Genomic DNA, 19,291 nt, shown 5'->3' with positions numbered 1-19,291 from the left:
CCGTTGAACGAGCGAGCACACGACGAATCGGGCACCGACGTCGTGGTGGTCACCGGCATATCCGGTGCGGGTCGCGGCACCGCGGCCAAGGTGCTCGAGGATCTCGGGTGGTACGTCACCGACAACCTCCCGCCCGAACTGATTTCGCGGATGATCGAGCTCGGCCTGGAGACCGACCCGCCGATCCGGCGGCTGGCCGTCGTGATGGACGTGCGCAGCAGGTTCTTCACCGACGACCTCAGACAGGTGATCAAGGAACTCGAGCGCCGCTCCATCCGCACCAGGGTGTTGTTTCTGGAAGCCTCCGACGAGGTGCTGGTCCGGCGATTCGGACACGAACGCCGACGCCACCCGCTGCAGAGCGAAAGTGTCGACGGCACCCTGTCGGAGGGCATCAAGGAGGAACGTCGCCGCCTTTCGCCGGTCAAGGCCGCCGCCGATCTGGTGATCGATACCAGCGAGCTGTCGATTCATCAGTTGCGCCGCCGCATCGAAGAGGCTTATGGCGGCAACCGTCCATCGACGATGCAGACGACCGTGCAATCGTTCGGATTCAAGTACGGCGTACCGATCGATGCCGATATCGTGCTCGACGTTCGATTCCTGCCCAACCCGCACTGGGTCCCCGACCTGCGCCCGCGCACCGGCCAGGACGACGCGGTGCGCGACTACGTGCTCGCCAGCGCCGGGGCGAACGAGTACGTCGCGACGAGCCACCGACTCGTCACCCTGACGACCGAGGGCTACCGTCAGGAAGGCAAGCGGTTCATTACGATCGCGGTCGGTTGCACCGGGGGCAAGCATCGCAGTGTCGCGATTACGGAGGCTTTGGCGGATTTGATCAGTGGTGATGCGGCGCAATCGGTTCGGGTCGTGCATCGGGATCTGGGGCGCGAATGACCGCCTCCGGCACGGGACCAGCGGTCGCCGCGCTCGGTGGCGGGCACGGTTTGTTCGCGACGCTGAGTGCGCTGCGGCGGCTCACCTCGGACCTGACCGCGGTCGTGACCGTGGCCGACGACGGTGGTTCATCCGGTCGGCTGCGCACGGAACTGGGGCTCATTCCGCCCGGTGACTTGCGCATGGCACTGGCGGCGCTGGCCGATCCGGAAGCCGACTTGTGGACACGCACCGTGCAGCACCGATTCCGTGGCACCGGTGCGCTCGCGGGCCATTCGGTGGGGAATCTGATCCTCGCGGGATTGAACGAGGTGCTCGGTGATCAGGTCGCGGCCCTCGATGAACTCGGCAAGGTGCTGCGCATCAACGGCCGGGTACTCCCGATGGCGTCGATCCCGCTCGACATCGAGGCCGACGTTGCCGGGCTGGAGGCGGATCCCCGCGTGAGCCGGTGCATTCGTGGCCAGGTCGCGGTCGCGACGACACCCGGCAAAGTGCGTCGGGTCCGGTTGCTGCCGTCCGATCCGCCCGCCTGTCCGGAGGCGGTCGCGGCAATCGAGCGGGCCGATGCGGTGGTGCTCGGTCCCGGATCGTGGTTCACCAGCGTGATTCCGCACGTCCTGGTCCCGGAATTGCACGACGCACTCGTCAATACCAGGGCGCTGCGGATCCTCGTGCTCAACCTGGCCGCCGAGTTGGGTGAGACCGCCGGATTCTCGGCCGAGCGACACTTGCATGTGCTCGCCCAGCACGCGCCGGACTTCACCGTCGACCATGTGCTCGTCGACTCCGACTCGGTGCCGCCGAGCCGGGAGCGCGAGGATGTCGAGCGCGCCGCCGAGAAGCTGCGTGCCCAAGTAACGTTCGCCGAAGTCGCCGAACCGGGCACGCACAAGCACGACCAGGTCAAGCTCGCCGCGGCGCTCGACGGACTGGTCGGGACGTGGTCGGTACGCGGGGCAGCACGATCATCGACGGGTCCGCGAATGCGGCACTGGGGTATGGGGGGAAAGGAGAGCGCCTCGTGGCGATGACAGCCGAGGTCAAGGACGAACTCAGCCGGCTCACCGTGAGCCAGGTGAGCGCACGCAAGGCAGAGCTGTCGGCTCTGCTGCGTTTCGCCGGCGGGCTGCACATCGTCGCGGGCCGGGTGGTCGTCGAGGCCGAGGTCGACCTCGGTTCGATCGCGCGCCGGCTGCGGCGAGAAATATTCGAGTTGTACGGCTACAGCTCCGACCTGCACGTACTCAGCGCCGGCGGATTGCGTAAGAGCGCGCGATACGTGGTGCGGGTGGCCAAGGAGGGCGAGTCGCTCGCCCGCCAGACGGGACTGCTCGACGTGCGCGGGCGGCCGGTGCGTGGACTGCCCTCCCAGGTGGTCGGCGGCAGCATCGCCGACGCGGAAGCGGCCTGGCGCGGTGCATTCCTCGCACACGGTTCGCTGACCGAGCCGGGACGCTCGTCGGCGCTCGAGGTGAGTTGCCCGGGGCCGGAGGCCGCACTCGCACTGGTCGGCGCTGCGCGTCGACTCGGCATTTCCGCAAAGGCACGGGAAGTGCGCGGCACGGACCGTGTCGTCGTCCGAGACGGCGAGGCGATAGGTGCGCTGCTGACCCGGATGGGTGCCCAGGACACCCGTCTGACCTGGGAAGAGCGGCGAATGCGCCGCGAGGTGCGGGCGACCGCTAACCGGCTGGCGAACTTCGACGATGCGAACCTGCGCCGCTCCGCGCGGGCGGCGGTCGCGGCGGCGGCCCGAGTGGAACGAGCTCTGGAAATCCTCGCCGACGAGGTGCCCGACCATCTCGCGGCAGCCGGTCAGCTGCGCGTGCAACACCGGCAGGCGTCGCTGGAGGAACTCGGTCAGCTCGCCGATCCGCCGATGACCAAGGACGCGGTCGCCGGCCGGATCCGGCGGCTGCTGTCGATGGCGGATCGCCGTGCGAAGGAACTCGGCATCCCCGACACCGAGTCGGCGGTCACCGCAGACTTGTTGGACGACGCCTGACCGACCGACTGCGCGTCAGGGTCGTCGTGACCTGCCGCCCCAGGTGCGCTTAAGGTTAGGGCGAACGTCGAAAGCAGGTTCAGCGAACTCAAGGAGCGAAACAGTGACTGTCCGGGTTGGCGTAAACGGCTTCGGCCGTATCGGACGTAACTTCTTCAGGGCCGTCGATGCGCAGAAGGCGCTCGGCACCACCGACATCGAGATCGTGGCGGTCAACGACCTGACCGACAACGCGACCCTCGCCCACCTGCTCAAGTACGACTCGATCCTCGGCCGCCTGCCGTACGACGTGTCGCTCGAGGGCGAAGACACCATCGTCGTCGGCGACACCAAGATCAAGGCGCTCGCGCACCGTGGCCCGCTGAACGAGCTCCCCTGGGGCGAGCTGGGTGTCGACGTCGTCGTCGAGTCCACCGGTATCTTCACCGACGCCACCAAGGCGAAGGGTCACCTCGACGCCGGCGCCAAGAAGGTCATCATCTCTGCGCCCGCCAAGGGCGAGGATCTCACGATCGTCATGGGCGTCAACGACGAGAAGTACGACGGCAGCCAGAACATCATCTCCAACGCCTCATGCACCACGAACTGCCTCGGCCCGGTCGCCAAGGTGCTCGATAACGAGTTCGGCATCGTCAAGGGTCTGATGACCACGATCCACGCGTACACCCAGGATCAGAACCTCCAGGATGCGCCGCACAGCGACCTGCGTCGCGCCCGTGCCGCGGCCCTGAACATCGTCCCGACCGGCACCGGCGCGGCCAAGGCCATCGGCCTGGTGCTCCCGCAGCTGCTCGGCAAGCTGGACGGCTACGCCCTGCGCGTGCCGATCCCGACCGGCTCGGTCACCGACCTCACTGTGAACCTGCGCAAGTCGGCTTCCGCCGCGGACGTCAACGCTGCGATGAAGGCCGCCGCCGAGGGTCCGCTCGAGGGCATCCTGAAGTACACCGAGGATCCGATCGTCTCGTCGGACATCGTCACCGACCCGCACTCCTCGATCTTCGATGCCGGCCTGACCAAGGCCATCGACGACCAGGTCAAGATCGTCTCCTGGTACGACAACGAGTGGGGCTACTCGAACCGCCTTGCGGACCTCATCGGCCTCGTTGCCAAGTCCCTGTAGGGCGGGAGCTGTGGCTGTTCAGACACTGAACGATCTGCTCAGCGCCGGCGTTGAGGGCCGCACCGTGCTGGTGCGGGCCGACCTCAACGTCCCGTTGTCCGGCGGCGAGATCACCGACCCCGGCCGGATCCTGGCCTCGGCTCCGACGCTGTCGGCCCTGGTCGACGCGGGCGCAAAGGTGATCGTCGTCGCACACCTCGGCCGTCCCAAGGGCGCGCCCGACCCGCAGTTCTCCCTCGCCCCCGTGGCCACGAAGCTGGCCGAGGTACTCGGCCGCAACGTGCAGCTTGCGGGCGACGTCGTCGGCCAGGACGCGCTCGCGCGCTCGGAGGGCCTCACCGACGGTGACGTCCTGCTGCTCGAGAACATCCGCTTCGACCCTCGCGAAACGAGCAAGGACGAAGCCGAGCGGGGCAAGCTCGCCGCGGCGCTCGTCGAGCTCGTCGGGGAGGACGGCGCCTTCGTTTCCGACGGATTCGGTGTCGTGCACCGCAAGCAGGCCTCGGTCTACGACGTGGCGAAATTGCTGCCGCACTATGCGGGCAATCTCGTCGCGACCGAGGTCGAGGTGTTGCGCAAGCTGACGGCCGAACAGCCGCGGCCCTACGCCGTTGTGCTCGGCGGGTCGAAGGTCTCGGACAAGCTGGCCGTCATCGAGGCGCTCGCGCCGAAGGTGGACACGCTGGTCATCGGTGGCGGAATGTGCTTCACGTTCCTCGCTGCCCAGGGCCTTTCGGTGGGTACGTCGCTGCTCGAAGAGGGCATGATCGACACCTGCAAAAGCCTGCTCGAGCGGTATGCCGATGTCATCCACCTGCCCCGTGACGTGGTCGTGGCCGACAAGTTCGCAGCCGACGCGGAGTTCCGCACCGTCGGTGCCGCGGACATCCCGGACGGTTGGATGGGACTCGATGTAGGCCCGGAGTCGGTCGACCGGTTCGCGGCGGTGCTCGGTGCTGCGAAGACCGTGTTCTGGAACGGACCGATGGGCGTATTCGAGTTCGACAACTTCGCGGCGGGCACGAAGGGCGTCGCCGAGGCGATCATCTCCGCCACCGGCAAGGGCGCCTTCAGCGTCGTCGGCGGTGGCGACTCCGCCGCCGCGGTACGCCAGCTCGGCCTTGCCGACGACGGCTTCTCGCACATCTCGACCGGCGGCGGGGCGTCGCTGGAGTACCTGGAGGGCAAGGAACTGCCCGGCCTGGCAGTTCTGGAGGCATGACTGTGGCAACTCGCACGCCGCTGCTCGCGGGCAACTGGAAGATGAACCTGAACCATCTCGAGGCAATCGCGCTGGTGCAGAAGTTCGAATACACCCTGCCCGATCGGTATTACGACAAGGTCGACGTCACGGTGATTCCTCCGTTCACCGATCTGCGCAGTGTGCAGACGCTGGTGGACGCCGACTCGCTCAAGATCACCTACGGCGCGCAGGACATCTCGCAGCACGAGTCCGGTGCCTACACCGGTGAGATCAGCGGTGCGATGCTGGCCAAGCTGGGCTGCACGTACGTGATTGTCGGCCACTCGGAGCGGCGCACGCTGCACAACGAGACCGACGAGGTGGTGCTCGCCAAGGCGAAGGCCGCGCTGGCCAACGGCCTCACCCCCATCGTGTGCATCGGCGAACACCTCGAGATTCGCGAACCCGGTCATCATGTGGAGCACAACCTCAACCAGTTACGCGGTTCGCTGGCCGGGCTGTCCGCGGAGGAGATCGGGAAGGTCGTCGTCGCCTACGAGCCGGTGTGGGCCATCGGCACCGGTCTGACGGCAACCCCCCAGGATGCGCAGGAAGTGTGCGGCGAGGTCCGCGGCGAGCTGGCCAAGCTCGCCACGCCCGAGGTCGCCGCTGCGGTGCGGATCCTCTACGGCGGGTCGGCGAACCCGAAGAACATCGGAGAGCTGATCGCCGAACCCGATGTGGACGGCGCGCTCGTCGGCGGTGCCTCGCTCAAGGCCGAGGATTTCGCCAGCATGTGCGCCATCGCCGGACAGTAACCGGTCGCGAACAACCCGCAAATCAGCGCCGACGGCGCTGAGCGGAACGATGCGCCCGTTCGAAGGTATCGCCCTTCGAACGGGCGCATTCTGCTCTGGTGAGGGGCCGGCCGGAACGGCTCCGAGCCTCCTCTAGACTGTCCCGCATGGAGTTGTTCCTGGATGTTCTGCTGGTCGCGACCAGCGTGCTGCTCGTTCTGTTGGTGCTGCTGCACCGCGCCAAGGGCGGCGGCCTGTCCAGCCTCTTCGGTGGTGGCGTGCAATCGAGCCTGTCCGGCTCCACCGTGGTCGAGAAGAATCTCGACCGGATCACCATCTTCACTGCGGTTGTGTGGCTGATCGCCATCCTCGGCGTCGGCTTCGAGATCAAGTTCAGCTGAGCCGCCACTTCTGACTCGCTCGCCCTGCGATACCCCGGGGGACGCACGATACTCGGGGAATGACGAGCGAGCGATCAGCTTCCACCGAGCCCGGACGCGAGGCAACCGAACCCCTGCGTGAGGATATTCGGTTGCTCGGCGGCCTTCTCGGCGAGACGGTCCGTGAGCAAGAGGGCGACGAGGTCTTCGAACTCGTCGAGAAGGCGCGCGTCGAATCGTTCAATGTCCGCCACTCCACGACCGAGCGCGCGGAGATGGCGAAGATGTTCGACGGCGTCGCCATCGAACGCGCCATACCGGTGATCCGCGCGTTCAGCCACTTCTCACTGTTGGCCAACGTCGCCGAGGACATCCACCGGGAACGACGACGCCGCATCCACATCTCGGCCGGCGAACCGCCGCAGAAGGGCAGCCTCGCCGCGACGCTCGTCAAACTCGATTCCGCAGGCCTCGACTCGGCGACCGTCGCCGACGCGCTCCGCGACGCACTCGTCGCACCCGTCATCACCGCCCACCCGACCGAAACCCGGCGGCGTTCCATCTTCGAGACGCAGCGCCACATCACCGATCTGCTGCGCACACGCGAACGCGCCCTCGACGACAGCGAACGTGCCGAGATCGATATCGACCTGCGCCGTCAGATCGTCACGCTCTGGCAGACCGCGCTCATCCGGATCGTGCGGCTGCGGATCCAGGACGAGATCGACCTCGGGCTGCGGTATTACCACATGTCGCTACTCGACGTGATTCCGCGAATCAATGCCGAACTTCGCCACGAGTTACGTTCCCGCTGGCCCGAAGCCAACCTGCTGCCTGCGCCGATGCTGCGGCCCGGATCGTGGATCGGCGGCGACCGGGACGGCAACCCGTTCGTCACCGCCGAGGTCGTGCACGCTGCGACACACCGCGCCGCGTACGTGGCGATCGAGCACCACCTCGCGGAGTTGCTTGTGCTGGAACGGGATTTGTCGATGTCGGCGCGGCTGGTGCAGGTGAGCGACGGGGTCCTCGCGCTCGCCGACGCCGCGGGTGACGATTCCGCGTTCCGCGCGGACGAACCGTATCGGCGTGCCATCCGCGGCATTCGGTCGCGGCTGACGGCCACCTCCGAGCAGATCCTCGACGCCATTCCGCCGAACGTGCTGTCCGCCGGTGCGCAGCCCTACGCCGCCCCGCAGGAACTCCTCGACGATCTCGACGCGATCGACGCGTCGCTGCGGGCGAACCACGACGCGCTGCTGGCCGACGATCGCCTCGCGACGCTGCGTCGCTCGATCGAAACGTTTGGCTTCCATCTCAGCGGACTCGACATGCGGCAGAACTCCGATGTGCACGAGGAGGTCGTCGCCGAATTGCTTGCGTGGGCCGACGTGCATCCGGACTACGCGTCGCTGCCCGAGGACGAACGTGTCGCCCTGCTCGCCCGTGAGCTGGCCATCCGCCGTCCGCTCACCTCGCCGGACGCAGAATTCAGTGAGATCACCAGCAAGGAACTCGCCATCGTCCGCGCCGGGGCGGAAGCGATCGGGGATCTCGGATCGGGCACCATCCCGAACTACATCATCAGCATGTGCACCTCGGTCAGTGACATGCTCGAGGCCGGAATCCTGTTGAAGGAAGCCGGCATTCTCGAGTGCGGGCCGGATGGACCGACATCGACGGTCGGGATCGTGCCGTTGTTCGAAACGATCGAGGACCTCCAGCAGGGCGCTGCAACGCTGCTGGCCACGCTGGACGTCCCCGTGTATCGGGCCCTGGTGCGCGCCCGCGGAGACGTCCAGGAGGTCATGCTCGGCTACTCGGACTCGAACAAGGACGGTGGCTACCTCGCCGCCAACTGGGCGCTGTACCGGGCCGAACTCGATCTCGTCGAAGCGGCGCGCAAGAGCGGAATCCGGTTGCGGCTGTTTCATGGTCGCGGCGGTACCGTCGGTCGCGGCGGCGGGCCCAGCTACGACGCGATCCTCGCGCAGCCGGTGGGTGCGGTCACCGGTTCGTTGCGAATCACCGAACAGGGCGAGGTGATCGCCGCCAAGTATGCCGAGCCGCGCCTGGCTCGACGTAATCTCGAGGCGCTGCTCGCCGCGACCATCGAATCGACGCTGCTCGATGTGGAGGGCCTCGGTGACGACGCCGAGCCGGCCTACGCGCTGCTCGACGACCTCGCCGCGCGTGCCCGCCGCGCATACGGCGAACTCGTCCACGACACACCGGGATTCGTCGAGTACTTCCGGCTGTCGACACCGGTCGCGGAAATCGGTGAGCTGAACATCGGCAGTCGGCCGGCATCGCGGAAGCCGACGAACTCCGTGTACGACCTGCGCGCGATCCCGTGGGTGATGTCGTGGAGCCAGTCGCGAGTGATGCTGCCCGGCTGGTACGGCGTCGGCACCGCCTTCTCCGAGTGGGTCGACGGTGACGAGGCGAAGCTGTCGCGGCTGCGCGAGCTCTACGAGAAGTGGCCGTTCTTCCGCACGGTCTTGTCGAACATGGCGCAGGTGATGGCGAAATCCGATCTCGGTCTCGCCGCGCGCTACGCCGAGCTGGTTCCCGATGCCGAATTGCGGGAGAAGGTGTTCGGAATGATTTCGCGCGAACACGGTCGCACCGTCGACATGTACCTCGCCATCACCGGCTACGAGGGACTGCTCGACGACAACCCCGCGCTGGCACGGTCGGTGTTCAACCGGTTCCCCTACCTCGAACCGCTCAATCACCTGCAGGTCGAGCTGCTGCGGCGATTCCGCGCCGGCGACGAGGGGGAACTGGTGAAGCGCGGAATCCTGCTGACCATGAACGGCTTGGCAACCGCGCTGCGCAATAGTGGCTAGCTCCGTCGAGTAAGGCGGTCGCGCAGTCGCTGGCTGCGGCGCGGCAGGTCGACGCTGTTCACCTCGGCGTCGGTGAAGTCGGCAGCGGTCAGAGTTCGGCCGAGCCGGGCCTCGAGGCAGTCGATGCACAGCTGCGCCCGCTCACCGGCCGCCGCCTCGCGCCACAGGGCGTCGTGCACCATGTAGTACTCGTCGATTGCGTCGGTGTCGACACCGCAATCCAGGCAACGCCAATCCAATACAACAGGCTCCCAATCGAATTCGATGCGGGTGCCGTCCTCGAAATAAACCTCGCGGTGACCGAGGCGATGGACCGTCCTGCTGATCCGACCGGCACGGTCACGGAGGGTGTCCGAGATCGTCTGCTCGATCTCGAGTAGGGAGTTCGCGAGATGTTTCGTAGTTGTGCCGTCGGCTGTCGCGGCCACCGTCTCGGTGACCGTGACGGCCCACCTCGTGTTCACGCCCGGTTCGTTGACGATCTCGAAGCCCATCTCGTCGGTCACTTGTCCGATTATCGCCGACGGCGCGCGCCCCGAGCGAGCCCGACCGGTTCGTCGGCCGTCTTCCCGGGGCGAGCGTCGTCCTCCCTCCGTAGCGTTAGGGTCTGGTTCCCGGCCGGATCGGGGTCAGGCCCTTGTCGATGCAGTTGGTGCAGTACTTCGGACTGATCATGCCGCCGTGCCAACCGCCGCACGCCTGGCAGCGGTGCGTCTCGGAGTCCAACTTCTTCGGCGTGGTCTTGGGCGGACTGAACTTGCCCAGGTTGCCGGGACTGCTCACCTGCACGATGCCGACATGGCCTACGTCGATCGGTATGAGTGGTGTGGCGGATGCGGCGGCGGCCCCGCCGAACAGCATCGCGAGTGACGCGATTGCCGCGACCAGATATCTGGCAAACATCATCGACCCTCTCTTTCCTCGGGAAACGTTGGCCGGTGGACGTTCCCGGTCACCGGCAGCGGCGCGATACGTCGCTGACCGTGAGATGCGAGGCGAGGGGCGATTGTTCCCGGATTCAGCCGGGGCAGCATGGAATTCAGCCGGGGCAGCGCAGGATTCAGCCGGGGCAGCGTGGAAATCAGCCGGGGCAGGGGTACTCGGCTGCGAGATCGGTGTACGCGGGCCAGTGCGGCATGTCCCGATCTTCCGTTGCGGCGGCGAGCCGGTCGAGATGGAACTGCCAGTACGGGCCGACCTCGGCGACCTCGGACCGCTCCAAGTGGCGCCGAACCACCTCCAGCGTCGTGACGACACCCACCTGGTGGAGCCGAATCTCGACCACCGCATCGGCGATCGTCAGATCGAGCAGATGGGGCGACGTGCAGGCGACGACGTCGACAACGACCGTGCGCGCCGGCTCGTCCACGGTCGTGATCGTGACGTGGCCGCCCGCCGGGTCTCCGGTCATCGTGCCGAACCAGCGGGACAGGCCGGCCGGTTCGGTGATCAGTTCCCACAGATCGACGACCGGTACCGCGAAGCCGCGCTGGTAATACAGCTGCATCAGCTCGGTCGGCACGCCGTCGGGGTCGTGTTCGGGCCGGACTTCACCGAGCGCGGTTCCAGAGGTCATGACTCGCCTCCTTCTCGTCCATCTTGTCGAGGACCGACTGCCGTCACCTCATTCAACACGTCTTGTCCCATCCTCATCACGGGTTTGTCGGCGTTACTCCAGTCGGCGCCGAATCGGCAACGGCGGGAACCGGATCGGCTCCGCTCACGTCATAGCCAGCAAGGGGAACAGTGCTTCCTGGTCGCTCGGCAGGCTCCGCTGCTGCTCGGCCAGGGGCGTGCTCGGCCAGGAGTGCTCGACGAGGGGGGACCCGTGGACACGACACCGCGAGATACGAATTGCCAGCCGCAGCACAGCGGCACGATGCGGCCGGCTCGTGCTCGGCCGGTCCTGAGAGTCGGCTGTCGCACCGCCGCGATCGTGCATCCGCGCGACGGTCGGCCACGTCCGGTACCGGTCGTGCCCAAGGAGAAACCTGCCTGACGGAGCCAGGTCAGGGCAGCTTGCCCGCCGCGGCCTCGTCGAGGAACCACACGGTGGCCTCGGTGCCACGCGCGCCGGCCGCCGGTATGTCGTCCGGGTCGGCTCCGCCGATCGCGGCGGCCGCGGCTTCCGCCTTCGCATCGCCGGTCACCAGCAACCACACCTGTCGCGAACGGCGAACCGCCGGCAGCGTAAGCGTGATCCGCACCGGCGGCGGCTTGGGGGAGTGCATGACCGCGATAACCAGATCGTGTTCTTCACGCACCGCGTCGGTGTGCGGGAACAGCGAATTCACGTGCCCTTCACCACCCATGCCGAGCAGGTGCAGGTCGAACTCCGGCACGCCGCCGGTGACCGCCCGGTCAGCGAGCACCCGGGCGTATTCGGCGGCGGCCACCACCGGGTCCGGATATTCGCCATCGGAGGCGGCCATCGGATGCACCCGGCTGTGGTCGACGCCGACATGGTCGAGCAGCGCCTCGCGGGCCTGCAGTTCGTTGCGCTCGGGATCGGTCGCCGGCACGAACCGCTCATCACCCCAGAACACGTCGACCGCGGACCAGTCGATCGAGCCGGAGTCCGCGCGTAGCTTCTCGAGCAGCGCGATGCCGGCACCGCCACCGGTCAGCACCACCGACGCGGACCCCCGCTCGGCCTGCGCCGCGGTCACCACCGCGACGAAGCGCTCGGCGGCCACGCTCACCAGGGCATCGGTGTCGGAGAAACGCTCGACGATCTGCTCACTCATAGCTGACCCGCTCCAATCCCTCCAACGCTTCGGCATAGATCTCGTCCGCGTCGAGCCGCCGCAAATCCTCGGCGAGACACTCCATCGTTTCGCGGCGCGCGAGCGGAAGCATGCGATCGGGCTGACCATCGCGATGCAGGGTCGCGGTCCGTCCGGTCTGCGGTCGGCTCAGGCGGATCGACGCGCCCGGGCGGTGCAACTCGACGAACAGGTCCCCGACGAGTCGGCGCACCGGGCACCCGAGCCGATAAGCGAGCCATCCCGCAAGCACGTCCAGCGACGGCTCCTCCTGCAGTCCGGACACCGTCACCGACTGGATCGGGTCGTGCGGCGGTTCGTCGAGCGCGGTGGTGAGCAGCGCCCGCCAATAAGTGATCCGGCTCCACGCCAGATCGCTGTCGCCGGGCGTGTACGCCGCGAGCCGGGACCGGATCGTTCCCATCGGATCGCCGGCCAGCGTGGCATCGGTGATCCGCCGGATCGCGAGCTTGCCCAGCGGATCCTTCGCGGGGACCTTCGGCGCGACGTTCGGCCACCAGGCGACCACCGGGGTGTCCGGCAGGAGGAACGGGATGGCGACGCTGCTCTCGTGCTCGGACAGTTCGCCGTGCAGGGTCAGCACGAGCACCTCGCCCGCCCCGGCGTCACCGCCGACCCGGATCTGGGCATCCAGCCGTACCGCCGCCGCCCGGTCGCCGTGCGTAAGTGCGATCACCCGGCACGGGTGTTCCTTGCTCGCCTCGTTCGCGGCCTCGATGGTGTCGTCGCTGTCGGCGTCCTCCAGCGCGCAGACCACCAGGGTGAGGACACGGCCCTGCGTGACCACGCCGGAGTTCTCGCGGAGGTCGACGAGCTTCTTGTTGACATCGACCGTGGTGGTGTCCGGCATCTCGATGATCATCGGCTCGTCCCTCCGAATGCGCTGCGGATCACGGTCGCCGCCACTCCCGCCCGGTGCGGCGCAGCATCTCCTGCGCAGACTCGGGCCCCCAGGTGCCGGACTCGTACGGTTCGGGCTTGCCGTCCGCCGCCCATTGCTCGATCGCCGGATCGAGGATGCGCCAGGACAATTCGACCTCGGCATTCACCGGGAACAGCGACGGTTCGCCGAGCAGCACGTCCAGGATCAACCGCTCGTACGCCTCGGGTGAAGCGACAGTGAAGGACTCGCCGTAGCTGAAGTCCATGTTGACGTCCCGTACCTCCATGCTCGAACCGGGCACCTTCGAGCCGAAGCGCAGCGTGATTCCCTCGTCCGGCTGGACCCGGATGACGAGCGCGTTCTGGCCGAGTTCGCCGGTCATCGTGGCGTCGAAGGGCAGGTGCGGAGCCCGTTTGAACACGACCGCGAGTTCGGTCACCCGCCGCCCGAGGCGCTTGCCGGTGCGCAGATAGAACGGCACACCTGCCCAGCGTCGGGTGTCCACCTCCAGCGAGATGGCCGCGTAGGTCTCGGTGGTCGAGTCCTTCGCGAACCCCGATTCCTCCAGCAAGCCGACGACCTGCTCGCCGCCCTGCCAGCCGGTCGCGTACTGGCCGCGCGCCGTCGTCTCGTCGAGCGGCTCGATGAGCTTCGTCGCCGAAAGCACCTTGATCTTCTCGTTCTGCAGCGCGTCCGGAGTGAAGTTGAGCGGTTCCTCCATCGCGGTGAAGGCCAGCAACTGCAGCAGATGATTCTGGATCACGTCGCGGGCGGCGCCGATGCCGTCGTAGTAGCCCGCGCGGCCACCGAGGCCGATGTCTTCGGCCATGGTGATCTGGACATGGTCGACGTAATGCGCGTTCCAGATCGGCTCGAACAGTTGATTCGCGAAGCGCAGCGCAAGAATGTTCTGCACGGTCTCCTTGCCGAGGTAGTGGTCGATGCGGAACACCGACTCCTCGGGGAAGACCCGATTCACCACCTCGTTGAGCTGCTTCGCGCTGGTGAGGTCGTGACCGAACGGTTTCTCGATCACCACCCGACGCCAGCGGCCCGGCGCAGGCTGTGCCAGTTGCGACCGGGACAATTGTTCGAGCACCACCGGGAAGGCACTGGGCGGAATCGACAGGTAGAAGGCGTGATTGCCACCCGTTCCGCGTTCCTCGTCGAGCTTGCTCAGCGTCGCGGCGAGTTCCTCGAACGCGGGTTCGTCGTCGAAGGTGCCCTGTACGAAGCGGATGCCTTCGGCGAGCCGTTCCCAGACCTCCTCGCGAAACTCGGTGCGCGCGTGCGTGCGCACCGAGTCGTGCACGACCCGACCGAAATCCTCGTCGTCCCAATCCCGGCGCGCGAACCCGACCAGCGCGAACCCCGGCGGAAGCAGTCCGCGGTTCGCGAGGTCGTAGATCGCGGGCATCAGCTTCTTACGCGACAGGTCACCGGTGACGCCGAAAATGACCATGCTGCATGGCCCGGCGATACGGGGAGCACGTTTGTCGCGTTCGTCGCGGAGCGGGTTCTTCCAGACAGTGGCGCCGGAGTCCGCCATCGATCAGCTGCCCGCGCCGGCGGCCCGCAATTGCTCTTCGGTGGCCTCGAGAAGCTCGTTCCAGGACTTCTCGAACTTCTCGACACCTTCGTTCTCGAGGACCAGGAAGACGTCGGTGATGTCGACGCCCGCCGCGGCGAGCTTGTCGAACACCTCTTGCGACTCGGCGCCCTTCCCCGAGACCTGATCGCCGTGGGCCACGCCGTGATCGGCGACCGCCTCCAGGGTGGCCTCCGGCATGGTGTTCACCGTGTTCGGTGCGACGAGGTCGACGACGTAGAGCGTGTCGGAGTAATCCGGATTCTTCACACCGGTGGAGGCCCACAGCGGGCGCTGCGCGGTGGCACCCACCGCCTGCAACTCGACGAAGGCGTCACCGAGCTCGAACACCTCCTGGTAGGCGGCGTACGCGAGGCGGGCATTCGCCACGCCGGCCTTGCCGCGCAGCGCCAGCGCCTCGTCGGTGCCGATCTTGTCGAGTCGCTTGTCGATCTCGGAGTCGACGCGAGAGACGAAGAACGATGCGACGGAGTGGATCTTGGCGATGTCGTGTCCGGCAGCCTTGGCGCCGGCGATGCCGTCGACGTAGGCGCCCATCACGGCCTTGTACCGCTCGACGGAGAAGATCAGCGTCACGTTCACGCTGATGCCCTCGGCAAGGACCTTCGAGATGGCGGGAATACCGGCTTCGGTGGCGGGGATCTTGATCAGCAGGTTCGGCCGGTCCACGATCTTCCACAGCTCGACCGCCTGCGCGACCGTCTTGTCGGTCTCGTGCGCGAGCCGGGGATCGACCTCGATCGACACCCGGCCGTCGACACCGCCGCTCGCCTCGTACACCGGGGCCATGACGTCACACGCCTCGCGCACGTCGTCGGTGGTGATGGTGCGGATGGTGGCCTCGACGTCGGCACCGCGCTCGGCGAGCTCGCGCACCTGGTCGTCGTAGGCGGTGCCCTTGCTCAGCGCACCCTGGAAGATCGTCGGGTTCGTGGTGACCCCCACAACACTGCGGGTGTCGATGAGGTCCTTCAGGTTCCCGGTCCGCAGGCGGTCCCGGGACAGGTCGTCGAGCCAAACCGACACGCCGGCGGCCGACAGTGCTTCGAGGTTCGCGTTCTGGGTCATGGTCATCCCTTCACATTGGCGATCGAGCGCTGCGCGGCGGCGACGACTGCCTCCGGCGTGAACCCGTACTCGCGGAACAGGGTCTTGTAATCGGCGGATTCCCCGAAATGCTCGAGCGACACAATCTCACCGAAACCACCGACGAACTTGTGCCAGGGCATCGCGATCCCGGCCTCGACCGATACCCGCGCACGCACGGTGGGCGGCAGAACCTGATCGCGGTAGTTCTGGTCCTGGCTCTCGAACCACTCGACGCAGGGCATGGACACGACGCGGGCCCCGATGCCCTGAGATTCCAAAGTTTCCCGCGCCGCGACGGCGAGCTGCAACTCGGAGCCGGTGCCGATCAGGATCACGTCGGGCAACGGCTTGGACGATTCGGCGAGCACATAGCCGCCCTTGGTGACGCCCTCCGCGCTGGTGCCCTCGAGCACCGGGATGTCCTGGCGGGTCAGGCACAGGCCGACCGGGCCGCTGCTGCTCGACGAGGCGAGCACCGCCTGCCAGGCGAACACCGTCTCGTTCGCGTCACCCGGCCGCACCACCGACAAGTTCGGGATCGCGCGCAGCGCCGCGAGATGCTCGACCGGCTGATGGGTCGGACCGTCCTCGCCGAGCCCGATCGAGTCGTGCGTCCACACGTAGATCGGGTCGATGTCCATCAGCGCGGCGATCCGGACCGCTGGGCGCATGTAATCGGCGAACTGCAGGAATGTGCCGCCGTAGGCGCGGGTCGGTCCATGCAGCACGATCCCGTTGAGGATCGAGCCCATCGCGTGCTCGCGGACACCGAAGTGCAGGGTCCGGCCGTAGGGCTGGGCGTTCCAGTCCGACGTCGCGATCGAGGTTGGGCCGAACGAGTCCGCGCCCTTGATCGTGGTGTTGTTGCTGCCCGCGAGGTCGGCCGAACCGCCCCACAGCTCCGGCAGCTTCGGACCGACTGCGCTGAGTACCTCACCCGACGCCTTTCGGGTGGCGACGCCCTTGGCGCCGGGCTCCCACGAGGGCAGGTCGGCGTCCCAGCCGGCGGGCAGCTCGTCCCTGGTGACCCGGTCGAGCAGCTTCTTGCGCTCGGGCTCACGGGCCGCCCACGCGTCGAAGTCCTGGTCCCACGCCAGGTGCGCGGCCCGGCCGCGATCCTGCAGCTTGCGGGTGTGCGCGATCACCTCGTCGGTGACCTCGAAGTTCTTGTCCGGGTCGAACCCGAGGATCTTCTTGGTCGCGGCAACCTCATCCGCGCCGAGCGCCGAGCCGTGCGAATCGCCGGTGTTCATCTTGGTCGGCGCCGGGAACGCGATGATCGTGCGGACCAGGATGAAGGACGGCTTGTCGGTGACGGCTTTGGCGTTCTCGATGGCCTCTTCGATCGCGGTCACGTTCTCGCCGCCCTCGACCGTCTGGACATGCCATCCGTAGGCCTCATAGCGCTTCGCGGTGTCCTCGCCGAGCGCGATCGTGGTGTCGTGCTCGATGGAAATCTTGTTGTCGTCGTAGAGCACGACCAAGTTGCCGAGCTCCTGGACGCCGGCGAGCGACGACGCCTCGGAGGTGACGCCCTCTTCGATGTCGCCGTCGGAGGCGATGACGTAGATGAAGTGGTCGAACGGGCTCTGGCCCGGTGCGGCGTCGGGATCGAACAGTCCGCGCTCGCGGCGCGCGGCCATCGCCATGCCGACCGCGGAGGCGAGACCCTGACCGAGCGGACCGGTGGTGATCTCGACACCGCGGGTGTGCCGGAACTCGGGATGGCCCGGCGTCTTCGAGCCGAAGGTGCGCAGCGACTCGATGTCGTTGAGCTCGAGCCCGAAGCCGCCGATGTACAGCTGCAGGTAGAGGGTCAGACTCGAGTGCCCGCAGGACAGGACGAAGCGGTCCCGGCCAAGCCAGTCGGTGTCGTTCGGGTCGTGGCGCATAACGCGCTGAAAGAGCGTGTAGGCGAGCGGCGCGAGGCTCATCGCTGTACCGGGGTGACCGTTGCCGACCTTTTGCACGGCATCTGCCGCGAGGACCCGAATGGTGTCGACGGCGCGGGTGTCCAGCTCGGTCCAGTCCTGCGGATGATGCGGCTGGGTGAGCACACTGATGTCGTCTGTAATCGTCACGAGCGAGGTTCTCCTGGCGTGTTCGATGTTCGGAGGTGATCGACGGCTGCACTGAAGGTGCGGCAACAACTGGCTTCGCGCTCAACCTTAGTTCTCCGGCGGAGTCGATGCCGACACTCCATCGATCTGATGCCGAAGGGGACGGGGGCGTGCGCCGCGTGCGGTTGGTGCCGTCTACCATCATCTGTAGTAGCCGCCTCGTGCCGTGGCGCCGCTGCTGTGGAATCGAGCCGGATACTGGCGCTGGTGCAAGGAGATCGAGTGCGGATGGGGACACGCCCGCGTGGCCATGGCCTCGTCAGCCCGGCACCGGCGAGCGGATCGCCGGCCGAAACCAATCAACCGCTGGTCGTCCGGCGGATGCTTGCGTATCTCGCGCTCACCAAGCCACGCGTAATCGAACTCCTCCTCGTTGCGACCATTCCGTCGATGCTGCTCGCCGCGCGCGGCTCGGTCGACATCGTGCTCGTGCTGAGCACCCTGTTCGGCGGCTGGATGGGCGCAGCGAGCGCGAACACGCTCAACTGCGTGGTCGACGCCGACATCGACAAGGTGATGAAACGCACAGCGCGGCGGCCGCTGGCCCGCGAGGCGGTAAAGACCTCACACGCGCTGGTGTTCGGGCTCGTGCTCGGCGTCGCCTCGTTCGCCTGGCTGTGGTGGCGGGCCAATCTGCTGTCCGGCCTGCTCGTCGTCGCGACGATCCTGTTCTATGTCTTCGTCTACACGCTCGGCCTGAAACGACGCACCTCGCAGAACGTCGTGTGGGGCGGTGCGGCGGGTTGCATGCCGGTGCTGGTCGGCTGGGCCGCCGTCACGGGGAGCATCGGCTGGCAGGCGCTGGTGATGTTCGCCGTGATCTTCTTCTGGACGCCGCCGCACACCTGGGCGCTGGCCATGCGCTACAAGGAGGACTACGCGGCGGCCGGGGTGCCGATGCTGCCCGTCGTCGCCACCGAGCAGGCGGTCACCAAGCAAATCGTCATCTACACCTGGCTCACCGTGCTCGCGACGTTCGCGCTGATCCCCGCCGCGGGCGTGATCTACGCCGCGGTCGCGATCGCTGCCGGAGCCTGGTTCCTGCTGATGGCGCACCAGTTGTACGCCGGAGTGCGGCGCGGCGAGTCGGTCAAGCCGCTGCGGCTGTTCCTGCAATCGAACAACTACCTCGCGGTGGTCTTCGTCGGGCTCGCGGTGGACTCCGTGCTCGGCTTCAGCACCGTCGGCAGCTGGTTCTAACCCGTCCGTTCCGACACGCCGTCGTGCGACACGCCGCTGAGCGCTCGCTCACGGCGGAGTGAACGGAAGCGTTCACTCCGCTGAACGCACCAAATCTTCCATTCACACCGCAGCGGACATATCGGGTCAAGAGCGCGCGTGGCCGATCTGCGAACCGTCCATAGGCTCATCGAAGGGGCGGTGACCGGACGCGATTCCGAGATCTTCTCCCGACAACCGCCCTCTGGACGGTCGAAATTCAGCTCAGGCGCTCGAGCCCATCGCCTGCCCTGGCCGCCGCCCCTGACATTGTCTCGTGTCGTGCGGCGCTCCCGGACTGAACGGAACCGTTCAGTCGATCCAATCGACTGAACGGTTCCGT

The 19,291-nt window shown here is 67.1% G+C and carries 17 protein-coding genes; 9 read left to right on the top strand and 8 right to left on the bottom strand.

Features of this window, described 5'->3' with window-relative positions:
* The first annotated feature begins 3 nt into the window (after positions 1 to 3).
* The 8 genes from rapZ (at position 4) to ppc (ending at position 9,243) form a co-directional block, all read left to right on the top strand.
* Positions 4 to 900: an RNase adapter RapZ gene (rapZ, locus tag OG921_RS18645; RefSeq protein ID WP_266114008.1), complete on the top strand. Its 897-nt coding sequence runs from the start codon at positions 4 to 6 to the stop codon at positions 898 to 900.
* Positions 897 to 1,934, top strand: coding sequence for a uridine diphosphate-N-acetylglucosamine-binding protein YvcK (gene yvcK, locus OG921_RS18640; RefSeq protein WP_266114007.1), 1,038 nt, complete (start codon positions 897 to 899; stop codon positions 1,932 to 1,934). The genes rapZ and yvcK overlap by 4 nt, the downstream gene beginning before the upstream one ends.
* Entirely contained in the window at positions 1,925 to 2,908 is a 984-nt protein-coding gene (whiA, locus tag OG921_RS18635; RefSeq protein WP_266114006.1) for a DNA-binding protein WhiA, read from the top strand. The genes yvcK and whiA overlap by 10 nt, the downstream gene beginning before the upstream one ends.
* Positions 2,909 to 3,011: 103 nt before the next feature.
* Positions 3,012 to 4,031, top strand: a complete 1,020-nt coding sequence (gene gap, locus OG921_RS18630; protein ID WP_266114005.1) for a type I glyceraldehyde-3-phosphate dehydrogenase — start codon at positions 3,012 to 3,014, stop codon at positions 4,029 to 4,031.
* 10 nt (positions 4,032 to 4,041) lie between these two features.
* Positions 4,042 to 5,253 carry a phosphoglycerate kinase gene (gene pgk, locus OG921_RS18625; protein WP_266114004.1) on the top strand — a complete coding sequence of 404 codons (1,212 nt, stop codon included), beginning with the start codon at positions 4,042 to 4,044 and terminating at the stop codon, positions 5,251 to 5,253.
* The gene (tpiA, locus tag OG921_RS18620) at positions 5,250 to 6,032 is read left to right on the top strand and encodes a triose-phosphate isomerase (protein WP_266114003.1); all 783 of its coding nucleotides are present in this window, start codon (positions 5,250 to 5,252) and stop codon (positions 6,030 to 6,032) included. Before pgk ends, tpiA begins: the two co-directional genes overlap by 4 nt.
* A gap of 146 nt (positions 6,033 to 6,178) precedes the next feature.
* Positions 6,179 to 6,412, top strand: coding sequence for a preprotein translocase subunit SecG (secG, locus tag OG921_RS18615; RefSeq protein WP_266114002.1), 234 nt, complete (start codon positions 6,179 to 6,181; stop codon positions 6,410 to 6,412).
* A gap of 59 nt (positions 6,413 to 6,471) precedes the next feature.
* Positions 6,472 to 9,243 carry a phosphoenolpyruvate carboxylase gene (gene ppc / locus OG921_RS18610; RefSeq protein WP_266114001.1) on the top strand — a complete coding sequence of 924 codons (2,772 nt, stop codon included), beginning with the start codon at positions 6,472 to 6,474 and terminating at the stop codon, positions 9,241 to 9,243.
* Here the strand turns inward: ppc and OG921_RS18605 are convergent.
* The 8 genes from OG921_RS18605 to tkt form a co-directional block, all read right to left on the bottom strand.
* Positions 9,240 to 9,749, bottom strand: a complete 510-nt coding sequence (locus tag OG921_RS18605) for a hypothetical protein (protein ID WP_266114000.1) — start codon at positions 9,747 to 9,749, stop codon at positions 9,240 to 9,242. The genes ppc and OG921_RS18605 overlap by 4 nt on opposite strands.
* A gap of 94 nt (positions 9,750 to 9,843) precedes the next feature.
* Entirely contained in the window at positions 9,844 to 10,149 is a 306-nt protein-coding gene (locus OG921_RS18600) for a hypothetical protein (protein WP_266113999.1), read from the bottom strand.
* A gap of 175 nt (positions 10,150 to 10,324) precedes the next feature.
* Positions 10,325 to 10,819 (bottom strand): SRPBCC domain-containing protein, encoded by a 495-nt coding sequence (locus OG921_RS18595; RefSeq protein WP_266113998.1) that lies wholly within the window; start codon positions 10,817 to 10,819, stop codon positions 10,325 to 10,327.
* 433 nt (positions 10,820 to 11,252) lie between these two features.
* Positions 11,253 to 11,990, bottom strand: coding sequence for a 6-phosphogluconolactonase (gene pgl, locus OG921_RS18590; RefSeq protein WP_266113997.1), 738 nt, complete (start codon positions 11,988 to 11,990; stop codon positions 11,253 to 11,255).
* The gene (gene opcA / locus OG921_RS18585) at positions 11,983 to 12,891 is read right to left on the bottom strand and encodes a glucose-6-phosphate dehydrogenase assembly protein OpcA (protein ID WP_266113996.1); all 909 of its coding nucleotides are present in this window, start codon (positions 12,889 to 12,891) and stop codon (positions 11,983 to 11,985) included. The genes pgl and opcA overlap by 8 nt, the downstream gene beginning before the upstream one ends.
* Before the next feature lie 28 nt (positions 12,892 to 12,919).
* Positions 12,920 to 14,461 (bottom strand): glucose-6-phosphate dehydrogenase, encoded by a 1,542-nt coding sequence (zwf, locus tag OG921_RS18580; RefSeq protein ID WP_266113995.1) that lies wholly within the window; start codon positions 14,459 to 14,461, stop codon positions 12,920 to 12,922.
* A gap of 3 nt (positions 14,462 to 14,464) precedes the next feature.
* Entirely contained in the window at positions 14,465 to 15,589 is a 1,125-nt protein-coding gene (tal, locus tag OG921_RS18575; RefSeq protein WP_266113994.1) for a transaldolase, read from the bottom strand.
* A gap of 2 nt (positions 15,590 to 15,591) precedes the next feature.
* Positions 15,592 to 17,691 carry a transketolase gene (gene tkt / locus OG921_RS18570; RefSeq protein WP_266113993.1) on the bottom strand — a complete coding sequence of 700 codons (2,100 nt, stop codon included), beginning with the start codon at positions 17,689 to 17,691 and terminating at the stop codon, positions 15,592 to 15,594.
* Between the two features lie 261 nt (positions 17,692 to 17,952).
* Here tkt and OG921_RS18565 point away from each other — a divergent pair, with 261 nt between their 5' ends.
* Positions 17,953 to 18,930, top strand: a complete 978-nt coding sequence (locus OG921_RS18565; protein WP_266113992.1) for a heme o synthase — start codon at positions 17,953 to 17,955, stop codon at positions 18,928 to 18,930.
* Positions 18,931 to 19,291: the final 361 nt, after the last annotated feature.

The sequence above is a fragment of the Aldersonia sp. NBC_00410 genome (genome assembly GCF_026342035.1).
Classification (GTDB): domain Bacteria; phylum Actinomycetota; class Actinomycetes; order Mycobacteriales; family Mycobacteriaceae; genus Aldersonia.
The sequence above is the reverse complement of the archived record's forward strand: the minus strand, read 5'-3'. Positions and strand labels throughout refer to the sequence as shown.